This window comes from Amycolatopsis sp. Poz14, from assembly GCF_006704225.1.
GTDB classification, from domain to species: domain Bacteria; phylum Actinomycetota; class Actinomycetes; order Mycobacteriales; family Pseudonocardiaceae; genus Amycolatopsis; species Amycolatopsis nivea.
The window spans coordinates 8,892,456-8,906,595 of sequence record NZ_JACLHD010000001.1; the positions used below are offsets into that span (position 1 = coordinate 8,892,456).

Sequence of the window (14,140 nt, forward strand, 5' to 3'; positions counted from 1 at the left end):
ACGGCGTCGGACGGTTCGACCGGGTTATCGGGCCGCGGGCGCCGGGCAGGGCGTCCCGCTTGCCGGACAGCGGGCCCCCGCGGGTACCCGGTCTGTCACAATCGGCGCCCGGCAAGCGCGTCCCACGACAGGGCTGGGACGCCTGAGGCGAGAGGGGCGCGTGGTGTCGTTCCTGATCCGGGTCCAGCTACCGGACTCCCCCGGCACCCTCGGCGCGGTCGCGACCGCGCTCGGCACGGTCGGGGCCGACATCCTGAGCGTGGACGTGGTGGAACGCGGCGGCGGCCTCGCGATCGACGACCTGGTGGTCGAACTCCCGTCGGGCAGGCTCCCGGACGCGCTGATCACCGCGGCCGAGAGCGTGGAAGGCGTCGAGGTCGACGCGGTGCGGCCGTACGCGGGCATCCTCGACACCCATCGCGAGCTCGAACTGGTCGAGGAGATCGCCGCACAGCCGAAGGCCGGGCTGGATTTGCTCGCCGAAGGTGTGCCGAAGATCATCCGCGCCGGGTGGGCGGTGATCGTCGAGCACGCGGAATCGGGACCTCGCCGCTTGGCTTCGTCGAGCGCGGCGCCAGAGAACCCGTTCACGGACTTGCCGTGGCTGCCGCTGGAACGTGCGACCGTCTTGGACGGCGAGGATTCGTGGGTCCCGGAGACGTGGAAGGAGCTCGGCACCGAACTGGCCGCCACTCCGCTGGGCAAGCCGGGGAAGGCGATGCTCGTCGCGCGACCGGGCGGGCCCAACTTCCGTGCTGCGGAGGTCGCCCGGCTGGCGCACTTCGCCGGGATCGTCGCGGTGGTCCTGGACGGGTGACCCGAGATTTGGGTCAGGTGTCCTGAAGGTGGTGGCCGAGCGGAGCGTCTGGCGGATCTTGGTTGCCGATAATCGGCGAATCGGCCGGTAAAAGGTCGTAGCCAGCACAAATTCGAGCCCGACTCGGCCCCTCGTCGCACTGTAGTTCAGCCGCCGTCGGCCGTCCTCAAGTGCAGACAATCTCCCTCATGAAGGTGAAACGCCTACCGACTCCCCTGGCTGCGGCGATCAGCACTTGTCGGCATAGAGGGTGACGACTGTGCCAGCGGAAACCACGGTCCCGGGCTTGGGATCCTGCCCGGTCTGGCACCAGTTCCGGTCGATGATCATCATCCGTTTCTTCCCGGACGAATCGACCTCGCGCAGGTTGTACAGCCCAGCCGCCTGCATGGCGTCCTGCGCGTCCTGATGATTCATCCCGGACACGTCAGGGACTTTGATCGTCGCCGGCTGCGCAGTGCTGACCGGTGCGCTCACGGTTGCCGTCGCGGACTGGGTCGCCGTCGCGGTCACAGTCTCGCTCGTGACTGTCGTCGTCGAGGTGCCACCAGGTTGTGGTGCCGCGTTGCACGCAACAGCAAGAAACGCGGCAACGCCAACGACCGGTACTGCGGCTTGAACGAATTTCGCCATGCTCACGCTTCCTCGGTACGAGTCGGTACTTCACGCGTGACAGCTTGAGTCGAAGCCAGACATCCAGACGTTACAACCCGTACCCAGTCGAAGCTCGCCAAACAGACGCGCCGACGCACAGCCGTCCGCCAGCGACAGCCTCGACCACTTCCGCCCGACCGACGCCCACCGCCAGGTCCGCCAAAGCGCTCACCAGTACCCGACGGAAGCCCAGGCGGGGTTCGCCAAACCGTCGCCACTCAACGGCGAAAACCGGCGGCGAACCCCGTCCAACGCTTTCGCCAAAAAACGGCAAAAGTCCCTGACCAGCGAGAACGAGCGGTCAGAAGCCGTATTCGTAGGCGATCAGGTTGACCCCCGGATGCGGATGCCAGTCCCGCGCGGGCAAGCGCCGGAACCCAAGCCGCTCGTAGAGCCGGTGCGCCTTCCGCATCACGTCGAGGCTGCTCAGCACGACCCGGTCGACGCCGAGTTCCCGGCCACGGGTCAGCACCGCCTGGGTGAGCGCCTCCCCGACCCCTCGCCCGCGCGCCGCCTCCGCGACCGCCAGCATGCGGAACTCCAGCTCACCCGGCTGGGAAATCTCGGACAGCTTGCTCCCGGGCTGAACGATCGCGACCGAGCCCAAGACCTCTCCGTCCGGATCTACCGCGACCAGCAGCTCGGCGTGCTCCGCTCGCCCCGACACGTCACGGAGTTTCGCCTCGTACGCCGCGTCCGTGTCGAAGAATCCCTCGATCCGGTAAGCCTCGACGGTCACCTCGCCGAGCGCCTCAAACTCCTCCGGCCGCGCCGGACGGATCTCCACCTCACTCATCGCCGCCCTCAGCTTCCTCGTCCGAACCGGTGTCGAGCGCCAGTTCCGCAGCCGCCTCCGGGCCGCGCTCCAGCAACGCGCGGAACCCGTTCTCGTCCAGCACCGGCACCTTCAACTGCACAGCCTTGTCGTACTTCGCCCCCGGAGCTTCGCCCACCACAACGAACGCCGTCTTCTTCGACACCGATCCCGCAGCTTTGCCGCCGCGCGCCATGATGACTTCCTTCGCTTCGTCACGGGAAAACCCGTCCAGCGAACCGGTCACCACGATCGACAGGCCCTCGAGATTCCGCGGGATGGACTCGTCGCGCTCTTCCTCCATCCGAACCCCGGCCCGTCGCCATTTTTCGACGATTTCCCGGTGCCAGTCGACCTCGAACCATTCCTGCACGGCGTGCGCGATGGTCGGGCCGACGCCGTCGACGTCCGCGAGTTCCTCCTCGCTCGCGTCCTCGATCCGTTGCAACGAACCGAATTCGCGCGCGAGCGCCTGCGCCGCGGTCGGCCCGACATGCCGGATCGACAGCGCGACGATCACTTTCCACAGCGGACGGTCCTTCGCCGAATCGAGGTTCGCCAGAAGCTTCCGCGCGTTCGCCGACAGGTCGCCTGCCTTGGTGCGGAACAACTCCACCTCGGCGAGCGCCTCCTCGGTGAGGTCGAATACGTCGCCCTCGTCAGCGACCACCCTGGCGTCGAGCAGCGCAACCGCCGCCTCGTACCCGAGCACCTCGATGTCGAACGCACCGCGACCGGCGAGATGGAACAGCCGTTCCCGCAGCTGCGCAGGACAGAACCGGGTGTTCGGGCACCGGATGTCCTTGTCGCCTTCCTTTTGATAGGCGAGTTCCGTGCCGCATTCCGGGCATTCGGTGGGCATGACGAATTCGCGCTCGTCGCCGGTCCGCGCGTCGACGACGGGACCGAGCACCTCGGGAATCACGTCGCCGGCCTTGCGGATCACGATCCGGTCGCCGATCAGCACGCCCTTGCGCTTGACCTCTTCTTGGTTGTGCAGCGTCGCCCGCGCGACCGTCGAGCCCGCGACCTTCACAGGCTCGGTTACGGCGAACGGGGTGACCCGCCCTGTGCGCCCGACGCCGACCTGGATGTCGAGCAACGTCGTGATCGCCTCTTCCGGCGGATACTTGTACGCGATCGCCCACCGCGGCGCACGCGACGTGGTGCCGAGCCGGCGCTGCAAAGCGACCTGATCGACCTTGATCACCACGCCGTCGATCTCGTGCTCGGCGTCGTGCCGATGTTCACCCCAATAGGCGATGTGATCGGTGAGCTCCTTGCCGGTCCGCAGCACTCGCGTGTGCGGCGACACCGGCAACCCCCACGCCGCCAACGCGTCGTAAGCATGCGACTGCGTCACCGGCTCGAAACCATCGCGCTTGCCGAGACCGTGGCAGATCAGCCGTAGCCGGCGCTCCCTGGTGATTTTCGGGTCCTTCTGCCGCAGCGACCCGGCAGCGGTGTTGCGCGGATTCGCGTACGGCAACTTGCCCGCCTCGACCATCTTCGCGTTCAGCTCAAGGAAGTCCTCGACGCGGAAGTAGACCTCGCCGCGCACCTCGACGAGCTTCGGCACTGGGAACTCGTCGGTGCCGGTGAGCTGGTCCGGTACCTGGTCGAGGGTGCGGATGTTGAGCGTGACGTCCTCGCCCGTACGCCCGTCGCCGCGGGTAAGGCCCCTGGTGAGCTTGCCGTTTTCGTAGAGCAGGTTGATGGCGAGCCCGTCGATCTTCAGCTCGGCCAAGTACTCCGTGGACCCGATTTCCTTCTCGACCCGTTCGACCCAGGTGAGGAACTCCTCGGTGTCGAACACGTTGTCCAGGCTCAGCATGCGCTCGAGGTGGTCGTGCGCGACGAACTCGGTGGAGAACGTGCCGCCGACGTTCTGGGTCGGCGAATCCGGCGTGACCAGCGCCGGGTACTCGTCCTCGATCTCCTGGAGATCGCTGAGGAGCGCGTCGAACTGGCCGTCGGAGACGATCGGCGAATCCAGCACGTAGTACCGGAACTGATGGCCGCGGATCTCCTCGGCGAGCGCGCCGTGCCGCTCGCGCACGTCGGCCGGTACGTCGGTCACGTCCTGGGCGGCCTCCACGGCCGCCTGGTCTTGGGGAAGGTCGGTGCTGCTCACAGGTGGTGAGCCTAGCCGGAGGCACCGACACTTTCGTCCGGTCGCTCCGTCAGTCCGCGGACCAGCTCCCGGAACTCCAGCAGATCGATCGTGCCCTCCGGCACCGCCTCGGCGGTCTCGACCCGGCGGAGCCTCTCGGCGGCCAGACGCTCGCCTAACGTCGCGTCGAGCGGCAGGAACGTCATCGTGGTGCGGGCAGCCTCGTCCAGCTCCGCGAACGCCGGATGATGGACTGCGACGTCGACCACGCCATCGTCCACCTGCGCGACAACCCGGACATCGGCCAGCGAGATCCGATGCTCGCCCAGGTTCACCGTCACCTCTGTCGGGTCCGGGACCGGAGGCACCGAATCGTGGTACTCCCAGATCGCGTCGTCCGGCGGTCCAGCCGCTTTCCACGCGTCGGTGTACGGGCGCAGCTCCGGGTCTTCCTGCCCGCTCACGACCAACGCGTAGATGGCGGTCCGGCCGCGTTCGAGCGAGAAGTGCAGCCGCGGGTGCAGCGCCTCGACCAGCACGCACAGATCGTGCTCGACCCGATGCGGCTCGCCTTCGCCCAGCGCAGCACTGACTTCGGGCAGGAGGTCGTACCACCCTTCCCAGAACGCAGCCGCCGCGGCGACGGCGTCAGACGGCACCTGCTGCTCAGGCCATGGCGTACGGGGATCTGGCGGCGCGGCCTCGGTGTCGGCTTCCGAGCGGCGACGACGGAACAAGCGCATGATTCGAAATTCCCCCGGTTGCTTCTCTTCGCCAGCCACGGTACGCGTCACGGCAGCGGCGCGTCCGCGAAATCACCAGTTCTCGGGTGGCTCCACGAACCCTTTGCCCAGGTCGCTACTAAGAGCGAGCGCGCGGCGCATCCACTCGTTCGTGGCACCGGCCAGCCCACACGCCGGCGTCGGAACCGCACGCTCGGCCAGGATTGAACGGTTGAACCCCAGCCGGTCCACGAGCTTGAGCGCCGGCGAAGCGAGGTCCTTCAGGCCGGGAGCCGTCACCGGGTCCGTAGCCGGTACGAGGCCCAAGAAGAACGAGATACCGCTGTCCCAAGCCTCGCCAATCTCGTCCAGGAGCTCGGCGGACGCCCCGGCAAGCAGGCTGACGTCCAACGCGATGGCCCCGGCACCCGCGGCACGGAGGAGCGCGATCGGCGGCCGCGGAGCGCAGCAGTGGACGATGACTGGCTGCCCAGTCAACGCGCCGATCCGTTCGATCGTCGTCGCAAGCAGCTCCCGAACCTCAGGCTCAGGCACCGCCGGCACGTTGCCGTAACCCGACGGAGTCGACAGTTTTCCGGCAAGAACAGCAGGCAACGACGGCTCGTCGAGCTGCACGACCACCGGTGCATCAGTCCTCGCGGTCAGCTCCGCGACATGCTGGGCAAGCCCGTCGAGGAGTGACGCGGTGAAGTCCCGCAACGCCCCGCGGTCAGTGAGCACCCGGTGTCCGCGGGCAAGCTCGATCCCCGCGCCGAGCGTCCACGGCCCAGCGATCTGGGTCTTGAGAACGGCCGGCGCGCCAGCGTTCTCGCGGGCAGCTTGGACGGCGTCGAGGTCCCACTGGAGCAGGTCACGCCCGCGACGATGCTCGTGACCGGGCCGCCCGGCCACGCGGTAACCGCTGGGCACAACCTCGATCGCCAGGTCGACGAGCAACGCCGCGGTCCGGCCGACCAGGTCGGCACCGACGCCACGAGCCGGCAATTCGGGCACATACGGGAAGCCGGGAAGCTCTCCGAACACCACGGCAGCGGCCTCGACGGGATCGGTCCCCGGCATAGACCCGATTCCCGTTGCCGCGCCCGCGGGCCAAGGTCGTTCAGTCACAGGCCGGATTGTCGCGGAACGTGCGGGTGCTGTCCGCACCGCCCCTGTGGACAAGCTTCACCCAGCCGCGCGGCAATAGCCGGACATTCGCCGCATATCCCTTTGCCTGCACCGAATTCGCGGTCACCGCGTTAGTCTGGATCGTCATGACCAGCTCCGCCCCGCCACCGCCCGGCAAAACACCCGGTGACGCATCCGCCCGGGAGCCGCGACGGGGCAGCATGCCCGGCGCACCGGGCCGCCGGGCTTCAAGCCGCTCCTTTGAGCGCACTCTCTTCACCGAGCCGGTCCTTTACGTCAGCCGGGAGCCGAAGCCGACCACCGTCGGCCAGGAGTACGGCGTGTTCGACCGCCACGGCCTTCACATCGGCGACGTAGCCGTCATGACGCCCAGTTTTCTGCGCAGAGTCATTCAGCATCTGTGGAAATCCGGCCAGCACATCGGCCGGATGTTCGAGGTCCGCGACGCGAACCAGAGCACTGTCCTCAAGGTCGAGAAACCCGCGAAGGACCAGTTGGCCCGCTTCGTGGTCACCCGCGCGGACGGAACGCCAATCGGCGAAATCATCCCGACCGACGCAGGCCGCGTCCGTTTCACCCTTCGCGCCGAAGGCAAGACGATCGCCACCGTCATCGCCACTGGCCGGCAACGCTGGGAAGTCACGGTCGAGGACCCGGCCGGCGCAGAGGTCGCCCACGTCGGAGTTCCATCGCCGGAGCTTTCGCCGCTCAGCGGCAACGCCTGTCTCGTAGAGATCCCGCAGCAGGTCCCCGAGCCGCTGGCCAGCATGCTCATCGCGACAACGTTGACTATCGACCTCGCGCTCACCGCACCATCCGGCTGATCACGTGACCGGTGTCTCAGCCCCGCCAGGTGGACAGCGACCGGAATACGGCCCAATGTAAGGAAAGTCCGGGACGCCGAGGTCCCGCCTGGACGGAGGTCGCCGTGGAGCCGTTGCCCGAAGGCAGTTACTCGAACTGGGCCGATCCCGGGGTCTACGAAGTGGCCGCGGGCGTCTACCGGATCCCCTTGCCGCTCCCGAACGACGCCCTGCGCGCAGTCAACGTCTACGCCGTCACCGACGGCGCGAACCTCGTGCTCGTCGACTCGGGATGGGCCCTCACCGAATCTCGCCAGTTGCTGGCCGACGCACTCAAGGCGATCGACGCCGAACTCGGCGACGTCCGTGAGTTCCTCATCACCCACGTCCACCGCGACCACTACACACAGGCAGTCGCGCTTCGGCGGGAGTTCGGCAACCGGATCGCCCTAGGCAAGCTCGAGCAGCCTTCACTGGACGCGAGCGCCAACCCAAACCAGTTCCCCATGCAAGCCCAGCTCGATCTCCTTCGCCTCAGCGACGGACAAGAGGTCATCACCGCGCTCAGCAAGCTGTTCGGTTCGGAACCTCGCCACACCGAGGCGAATCTTTGGGAAGAGCCGGACGAATGGCTGACGCCCGGCCGGCGAGCGGTGCTGCCCGACCGTGAGTTCGACGTAGTCCACACCCCAGGGCACACCAACGGACATGTGGTTTTCGTCGACGGCGCAGCAAACCTGTTGTTCTCCGGCGACCACGTGCTCCCGCACATCACTCCGTCGATCGGCTTCCAGCCAGTTCCGGCTGAGTTGCCGCTGAACGACTATCTCGACTCCCTCCGTCTCGTTCGAGGCATGCCGGACCGGCGAATGCTGCCGGCTCATGGCCCAGTCACCGACAGCGTGCATGCCCGCGTCGACGAACTTCTCGAACACCACCGGCAACGTCTCGACACGATGGCGGCCCAGATCGAAGCAGGGGCAAGCACCGCTTTCGAAGCCGCCAACCGCCTCGGCTGGACCCGCCGCGGCCGCAAACTGTCCGAAATGGACGCCTTCAATCAGATGCTCGCCGTCCTGGAAACCGGCGCACACCTGGATCTGCTGGTCTCACAGAACAAGCTCACGGCCGAAGAAGTCGACGGCATTCGCCGCTACAAGACCACGTAGCGGTCGACCATCCCACGCTCACCCACTGGAATACTGAACTACCGTGCCTCCTACCACTGTGAGACGAGCTCGAGCCGACGATGTCGAAGCGATCGTCCAGATGCTTGCGGACGACCAACTGGGAGCAACCCGCGACTCGCCAGCCGACCTCGAGCCCTACCTGCAGGCTTTCAAAACCATTGATGCAGACCCAAATCAGCTACTGGTCGTCGCAACGTCAAACGACCGACCGGTAGCCACACTTCAGCTGACGATCATTCCCGGTCTCGCGCGGCGCGGAGCACTTCGCGGGCAAATCGAAGCCGCGCGCGTGCACCGCGATCACCGCAGCTCGGGCATGGGCGCACAACTCGTGCAGTGGGCCATCGACGAATCACGACGACGCGGCTGCAACCTGGTCCAGCTCACCTCGGACACAACGAGGACGGCAGCGCACCGCTTCTACGAACGATTGGGCTTCGTCGCGAGTCACACGGGTTTCAAGCTGCATCTCTGATCACTCCCTCCCGCAGCTTCAACCGTCCGCACGCTCGATAGCCCTGCCTTCACCGTGCCAGAGTTGCCACGCGGAAGCCAAGCGATTGCACGAGGGGTCCCCTCGTGCAATTTAGCTGACTGTGCTCGAATAACTGCGTATCGTGACGATCATGAGCAAGTCGACCGCGCCGGCGGATCACGTCGGCCAGACCACCACCACCACCGAAACCGCAGACCTCGCCTTCCTGCTCCGAACCATGCACGCGAACCTCAGCCTTTTCGATCGCTTGCAGCCAGACCAGTTGATAGCGGCAGTGAAGGATGCGAACCGGCAGATCGCCCGCTTGCAGGCGTTGCAGTTGCATTGCATGGCGGGCATGCGAAGACGAAGATCAGACCCGCACGAACTGGCGTGCGAGCTCGCGATTGCCTTGCATATCACCGATACCCGAGCCGGAGCGATGATCCACGCGGCCGAAGCTCTGGCCCACCGTCTGCCTCGAACTTTCCGGCTGATGGACCAGGGCAAGTTCGATCTCTACCGCGCCATGAAAGTCACCGACGGCACCAGCCAGCTGTCCGACCACCACGCGCGGATGGTCGACTACCTGCTCGAACACCGGCTGGAAGACAAGAACCCGACCCAAGTCCGCAAGGCGACCGCTTACGCCGCAACGAAAATCGACCCAGATGGGGCGATGAACCGACTGTCTCAGCGGAAAGCCGAGCGTCGCGTCATCCTGCAGCACCAGAGCGAAGGAATCTCGCGGTTCTCCATCGACAACGCCTCGACGGACAAAGCCGCAGCGGCCTACCTCCGCGTCGACAAGATCGCTCGGTCGCTCAAGACGGGCGACGAAAAGCGAACCCTCGACCAGCTGCGCGCTGACGTCGCGATCGATCTGCTGCTCAGCGGCAAGGGCGGCGTTCCCGAGCAGACCGAGGTGTACCTCTATGTCGATCTGAAGACATATCTAGGCCTCAACGAGAATCCCGCTGAGCTAGCCGGCCACGGTCATATCCCCGCCGAACTCGCGCGCCACATCGCGACTGGTCCCGACACGATCGTCCGCCGGGTCATCACTGACCCGCTGACCGGGCAAGTGATCGAGGTCGGCAAGTTCCGGTATCGGCCGAACATCGATGTCGAGGAGTTCGTGCGGGTCCGCGACCGTGAGTGCCGACAGCCCGGCTGCCCGCGGCCCGCGCACAACTGCCTCACGGAGCCGACCGGCCCCGATTCCGCGGACGCGGACTCGACTTTGAGCTACTGCCTACGTCACCGTCGTCTCAAGAATCGAGCCGACTGGAGCTATGAGGTCATGCAGGACGGGAAGCTGATCGTCACGACTCCGACGGGCGAGACGGCTGAAAGCGCGCCTCCGCCACTGCACGATCCACAGCCCACGCCGGAACAGCCTGAGGAGGAACGCCTAGGCGCGTAGAGAGATCAGCGCGTGCCAGAAATCTTGGCACTCCCGAGCACAAGGTCGCCGGCCTGGTCGTCTTGCCGATAAAGAACAACGACCTGGCCAGGTGCCACACCGCGCAGCGGCTCCCGCAGTTGGATGGAGACTCGTCCGTCTTCATCCACTTCGGCGACCGCATCGGCAATGCCCCCATGCGCGCGAACCTGGACGGTGCATTCGGTCGGCCCGTCCAATGCTCGTCCGCTCGGCCAGATCGGGCGGTCCGCGTCGATGGCGTGGACACCGAGGTCTGCCGACGACCCGACCTTCACCGTGCCCGAAACAGGTTCAAGCGAAAGGACATACCGCGGTCGCCCATCAGCGGCCGGCGCATCGATGCCGAGGCCCTTCCGCTGGCCGACGGTGAACCCGTGCACGCCAGTGTGATGCCCAAGCACCGCGCCGGTCTCTGCATCGACGAGTTCGCCAGGACGTTCGCCGAGTCGCTTCTCCAAGAACTTCTTGGTGTCGCCATCCGGGATGAAGCAGATGTCGTGGCTGTCCGGCTTCCGCGCGACGGAAAGCCCGCGCTGCTCCGCCTCGGCACGCACATCCGACTTCCAGGAGTCGCCCAGCGGAAACATCGCATGACGCAGCTGCTCTGGCTGCAGGGAAGCCAGCACGTACGACTGATCCTTGCCTTCGTCCGCGCTCCGGCGAAGTTCCAATTCGCCGTCAACGGTCGCCAGGCGCGCATAGTGACCGGTCGCGACAGCATCGAAGCCAAGAGCGAGCGCCTTCTCAAGCAGCGCCTCGAACTTGATCTTCTCGTTGCAAGTCACGCAAGGATTGGGCGTACGTCCGGCGGCGTACTCGCCGACAAACGTCTCAACGACCTCTTCGGTGAAGCGCTCCGCGAAATCCCAGATGTAGAACGGGATACCGAGGATATCCGCGGCCCGGCGAGCGTCGTGTGAATCTTCGATGGTGCAGCAGCCGCGGGAACCTGTCCGCAGCGTGCCAGGTTGAGCTGAAAGCGCCAGGTGCACTCCGACGACATCGTGGCCGGCGTCCACTGCACGCGCGGCGGCGACGGCCGAGTCGACTCCTCCGCTCATTGCGGCCAGTACCCGCATTGCTTTACACCTCTTGCTTCTGGGTCTGCTTGCGCATGCCGGCGAGGCCGGCCTGTCGGGCACGGGTGACGACGCCACCGATCTCGCGCGCCAGCGTGTGCACGTCGTCCAGTGTCGACGTGTGGCCAAGCGAGAATCGGAGCGAACCGCGAGCCGCGGCGGCGTCTGCCCCCATTGCCAGGAGGACGTGGCTTGGCTGCGCGACACCCGCGGTGCATGCCGAGCCGGTGGAGCACTCGATGCCCTTGGCGTCCAAAAGCATCAGCAGGCTGTCGCCTGCGCAGCCGGGGAAGGTGAAGTGAGCGTGGCTCGGCAAACGCTCGCCGTCGCGACCATTAAGAATCGCGTCCGGGACCTCCCGCAAGACCGCGGCGACGAGTTCGTCGCGCAGCTTCTCAACTCGGTCGGCGTACTCTGCGCGGCCGCTGATCGCCGCTTGGACAGCAGCGGCGAAGCCAGCAATCGCTGGGACGTCGAGAGTGCCCGAACGAACGCTGCGTTCCTGGCCACCGCCGTGGAGGACCGGGACACATGACGTATCCCTGTCAAGAAGCAGCGCACCGACGCCGTACGGGCCGCCAAGCTTGTGACCGGTCAGCGTGAGTGCGGCTGCGCCGGATGCGGTGAAGTCGACCGGAATTGCACCGACGGCCTGGACGGCGTCGGTGTGCAGGGGGATGCCGTACTCGTTGCAGACCGCGGCGAGGGCGGCGACCGGATTGACCGTGCCGACCTCGTTGTTCGCCCACATCACCGTTGCCAGGGCGACAGTCTCCGGTGCCGATTCAATCGCCGCACGGAGCGTTTCCGGCGAGACCCGGCCCTGGTCGTCGACTTCGAGCCAGGTGATCTCGGCGTCGGAGTGCTGCTCAAGCCACTCGACAGTGTCGAGGACCGCGTGATGCTCGACCGTGCTGCAAAGGATGCGACGCCGGGCCGAGTCCTCGCCATGGCGAGCCCAGAAGATGCCCTTGACCGCGAGGTTGTCACTCTCCGTACCGCCGCCGGTGAAGATAATCTCCGAGGGCCGCGCGCCCAGAGCGGCGGCGATCACTTCGCGCGCTTCCTCGACGGCCCGCCGAGCACGACGGCCCGAAGAATGCAGCGCGGAGGCGTTGCCCACGGTGGACAAAGCCTCAGTCATCGCCGCAATGGCTTCGGGCAGCATCGGAGTCGTTGCCGCATGGTCGAGATAGGTCATCGCTCTATCAGGGTAGACCGATGCGGCCTGTGACGAAGCTCGCCCCGGGCCGCGGAGTGGCACGTCACACCTGTTTCGGCCACCTGCTCGTGAGTTGGACGCCGAGCAGCGCCAGCAGGACGAGGGCGATACTGAGCAGTCCCATCGCGGAGGACGGCTGGGCGGCGGACGCGACAGCGGCCAGGAGTACCCCGCCGAGCCCGATGAGCAGCGCTGATCCGACCCAGTCGGCGAGCTGCATCGCGGAGGTGTTGAAGCCGCGCTCTCCCTCCGGGGAGTAACGCAGTAGGAGGACCGAGATGGCGGGCATCGCGATTCCCATCCCGGCCCCGCCGACCGCGCAAACAGCGAAGGCCACCCAGGCCGGGAACCACGGTTGGGCGACAAAGCCGAAGCCGACCAGGCCGATCGCGACGAGTGCGAAACCAGTACGCAGCGATGCCTCGCGGGACCAGTCGAGGAACCGGCCTTGGAGGGCGGATGCGGCGGACCAGCCGAGAGCGGTGATGGTGAGCGGCAAGCCAGCGAGTGCGGGGCTGTAGCCGTGAACGGCGGTCATGGTCAGTGGGAGATACGCCTCCATTCCTGCATATGCGCCGGCGATCAAGGCGCGGGAGGCGACCACCGTGGGCAGTCCTGGGCGAAAGGTCATCGTTCCGGCAGGCAGGAGTTTGCGCAGTGCGACGGCTAGCGCGACAAGACCCAGGGTTCCGTATGCGATTGCGGCAGGCGATGGGTGTTGGGCGGCCCAGCTCAGGGCGGCAACGCCGAGCGCGGCGACGACGGCGGCGATGACGCCCGCGCGACGTCCGGCTGGCAGCGGCACATGGGCAGGCAAGCGGCGAGTGATCTTGTAAAGGAGAGCAATTCCGATCCCGACCAGGGGAAGCAGCCCGAGGAAGACCCATCGCCAGCCCACCGTCACGGTCACCACGCCGGCGACGGACGGGCCGATGACCGCGGGGAGAACCCAAGCGGTCGCGTTCGCCGCGTAGATGACGGGGCGTTCGCGGTCGGTGAACGTCAGTGCGATCAGCAGCGAGACGGACACCAGCAGAAACCCCGAGCCGAAGCCCTGCAGGGCTCGGCCGACCAGGAGCGTCGGCATCGTCGTGGCGATGCCTGCGACAGCTAGTCCTGCGGCAAACAGAGCCGGCCCCACTAGCAGTGCTGGCGCTGGGCCTCGACGGTCGCCTAGCCGTCCGGACAAGACGGTGGCGACGACGCTCGCCACCAGGAACGTGGTGAACGGCCACGAGTAGAGCGCAAGACCGTGAAGTTCGGCGACCAGCGTCGGCATCGCGGTGGCGACGCCCATGTTTTCAAAGGCCACCAGCGTGACCACAAGCAACAGCCCGACGGTGACAAGGCGGTGTTCGCGACTCCAGAGGACACTTTTTCGAGGCTGCGCTTCGACGGCCTGGCTCATGATCGGAAGCTTGCAACCTCCAGCGCTCTGGAGGTCAAGCCACCCGTAGGTCTTCAGGGGTGAACAGTGGGGCGGATCGCATCCAGGGTGGATCGTTGCCTCAGGTTGGCGTCAGCCCGTGGATGCGGCGGCGGGCCGAGCGAGAGTCGCTCGGCACAGGAAGTTGATGACACCGGGTAACTGGCGACGTCGTTGCAGTCGCCTAGAACGATGGATCAGGCTCAGAGCTGGTGGTCGAGCGCGACAG

Annotated in this window: 13 protein-coding genes; 5 read left to right on the forward strand and 8 right to left on the reverse strand. The window is 66.5% G+C overall.

Annotated elements, in window-relative coordinates; all coding sequences use genetic code 11:
- The first annotated feature begins 163 nt into the window (after positions 1–163).
- Positions 164–817, forward strand: coding sequence for an amino acid-binding protein (locus FKO37_RS41335; protein WP_037716711.1), 654 nt, complete (start codon positions 164–166; stop codon positions 815–817).
- 228 nt (positions 818–1,045) lie between these two features.
- On the opposite strand, the gene FKO37_RS41340 is transcribed toward FKO37_RS41335, so the two are convergent.
- The 5 genes from FKO37_RS41340 to FKO37_RS41360 all read right to left on the reverse strand — a co-directional run bounded on the left by FKO37_RS41340 (position 1,046) and on the right by FKO37_RS41360 (position 6,248).
- Positions 1,046–1,450 (reverse strand): PASTA domain-containing protein, encoded by a 405-nt coding sequence (locus FKO37_RS41340; protein ID WP_037811792.1) that lies wholly within the window; start codon positions 1,448–1,450, stop codon positions 1,046–1,048.
- A 322-nt stretch (positions 1,451–1,772) separates the two neighbouring features.
- On the reverse strand, positions 1,773–2,267 hold the full coding sequence (locus FKO37_RS41345; protein WP_037811794.1) for a GNAT family N-acetyltransferase: 495 nt from the start codon (positions 2,265–2,267) through the stop codon (positions 1,773–1,775).
- Entirely contained in the window at positions 2,260–4,419 is a 2,160-nt protein-coding gene (gene ligA, locus FKO37_RS41350) for an NAD-dependent DNA ligase LigA (RefSeq protein ID WP_134727822.1), read from the reverse strand. The genes FKO37_RS41345 and ligA overlap by 8 nt, the downstream gene beginning before the upstream one ends.
- Positions 4,420–4,430: 11 nt before the next feature.
- On the reverse strand, positions 4,431–5,141 hold the full coding sequence (locus FKO37_RS41355; protein WP_037811798.1) for a hypothetical protein: 711 nt from the start codon (positions 5,139–5,141) through the stop codon (positions 4,431–4,433).
- Positions 5,142–5,213: 72 nt separating this feature from the next.
- Positions 5,214–6,248: a methionine synthase gene (locus tag FKO37_RS41360; protein WP_037811800.1), complete on the reverse strand. Its 1,035-nt coding sequence runs from the start codon at positions 6,246–6,248 to the stop codon at positions 5,214–5,216.
- Between the two features lie 20 nt (positions 6,249–6,268).
- Here FKO37_RS41360 and FKO37_RS41365 point away from each other — a divergent pair, with 20 nt between their 5' ends.
- The 4 genes from FKO37_RS41365 (at position 6,269) to FKO37_RS41380 (ending at position 10,163) form a co-directional block, all read left to right on the forward strand.
- Positions 6,269–7,093, forward strand: coding sequence for a hypothetical protein (locus FKO37_RS41365; protein ID WP_238607920.1), 825 nt, complete (start codon positions 6,269–6,271; stop codon positions 7,091–7,093).
- A 104-nt stretch (positions 7,094–7,197) separates the two neighbouring features.
- Positions 7,198–8,241 (forward strand): MBL fold metallo-hydrolase, encoded by a 1,044-nt coding sequence (locus FKO37_RS41370; RefSeq protein ID WP_037811804.1) that lies wholly within the window; start codon positions 7,198–7,200, stop codon positions 8,239–8,241.
- Positions 8,242–8,341: 100 nt separating this feature from the next.
- Positions 8,342–8,737, forward strand: a complete 396-nt coding sequence (locus tag FKO37_RS41375) for a GNAT family N-acetyltransferase (RefSeq protein ID WP_051728874.1) — start codon at positions 8,342–8,344, stop codon at positions 8,735–8,737.
- 151 nt (positions 8,738–8,888) lie between these two features.
- Entirely contained in the window at positions 8,889–10,163 is a 1,275-nt protein-coding gene (locus FKO37_RS41380; RefSeq protein WP_238607921.1) for a DUF222 domain-containing protein, read from the forward strand.
- A gap of 5 nt (positions 10,164–10,168) precedes the next feature.
- On the opposite strand, the gene mnmA is transcribed toward FKO37_RS41380, so the two are convergent.
- The 3 genes from mnmA to FKO37_RS41395 form a co-directional block, all read right to left on the reverse strand.
- Complete coding sequence (gene mnmA / locus FKO37_RS41385) at positions 10,169–11,263, reverse strand: tRNA 2-thiouridine(34) synthase MnmA (RefSeq protein ID WP_037811810.1); 1,095 nt, start codon at positions 11,261–11,263, stop codon at positions 10,169–10,171.
- 4 nt (positions 11,264–11,267) lie between these two features.
- Positions 11,268–12,464 (reverse strand): cysteine desulfurase family protein, encoded by a 1,197-nt coding sequence (locus FKO37_RS41390; protein ID WP_037811811.1) that lies wholly within the window; start codon positions 12,462–12,464, stop codon positions 11,268–11,270.
- A 64-nt stretch (positions 12,465–12,528) separates the two neighbouring features.
- Positions 12,529–13,893, reverse strand: a complete 1,365-nt coding sequence (locus FKO37_RS41395; RefSeq protein WP_134665612.1) for an MFS transporter — start codon at positions 13,891–13,893, stop codon at positions 12,529–12,531.
- Positions 13,894–14,140: the final 247 nt, after the last annotated feature.

Bases quoted from the DNA above. Each gene is read 5' to 3' on its own strand.
- FKO37_RS41340 (WP_037811792.1), bottom strand. From the start codon at position 1,450: ATGGCGAAATTCGTTCAAGCCGCAGTACCGGTCGTTGGCGTTGCCGCG.
- FKO37_RS41345 (WP_037811794.1), bottom strand. From the start codon at position 2,267: ATGAGTGAGGTGGAGATCCGTCCGGCGCGGCCGGAGGAGTTTGAGGCG.
- FKO37_RS41355 (WP_037811798.1), bottom strand. From the start codon at position 5,141: ATGCGCTTGTTCCGTCGTCGCCGCTCGGAAGCCGACACCGAGGCCGCG.
- FKO37_RS41375 (WP_051728874.1), top strand. From the start codon at position 8,342: ATGCTTGCGGACGACCAACTGGGAGCAACCCGCGACTCGCCAGCCGAC.
- FKO37_RS41380 (WP_238607921.1), top strand. From the start codon at position 8,889: ATGAGCAAGTCGACCGCGCCGGCGGATCACGTCGGCCAGACCACCACC.
- mnmA (WP_037811810.1), bottom strand. From the start codon at position 11,263: ATGCGGGTACTGGCCGCAATGAGCGGAGGAGTCGACTCGGCCGTCGCC.
- FKO37_RS41390 (WP_037811811.1), bottom strand. From the start codon at position 12,464: ATGACCTATCTCGACCATGCGGCAACGACTCCGATGCTGCCCGAAGCC.
- FKO37_RS41395 (WP_134665612.1), bottom strand. From the start codon at position 13,893: ATGAGCCAGGCCGTCGAAGCGCAGCCTCGAAAAAGTGTCCTCTGGAGT.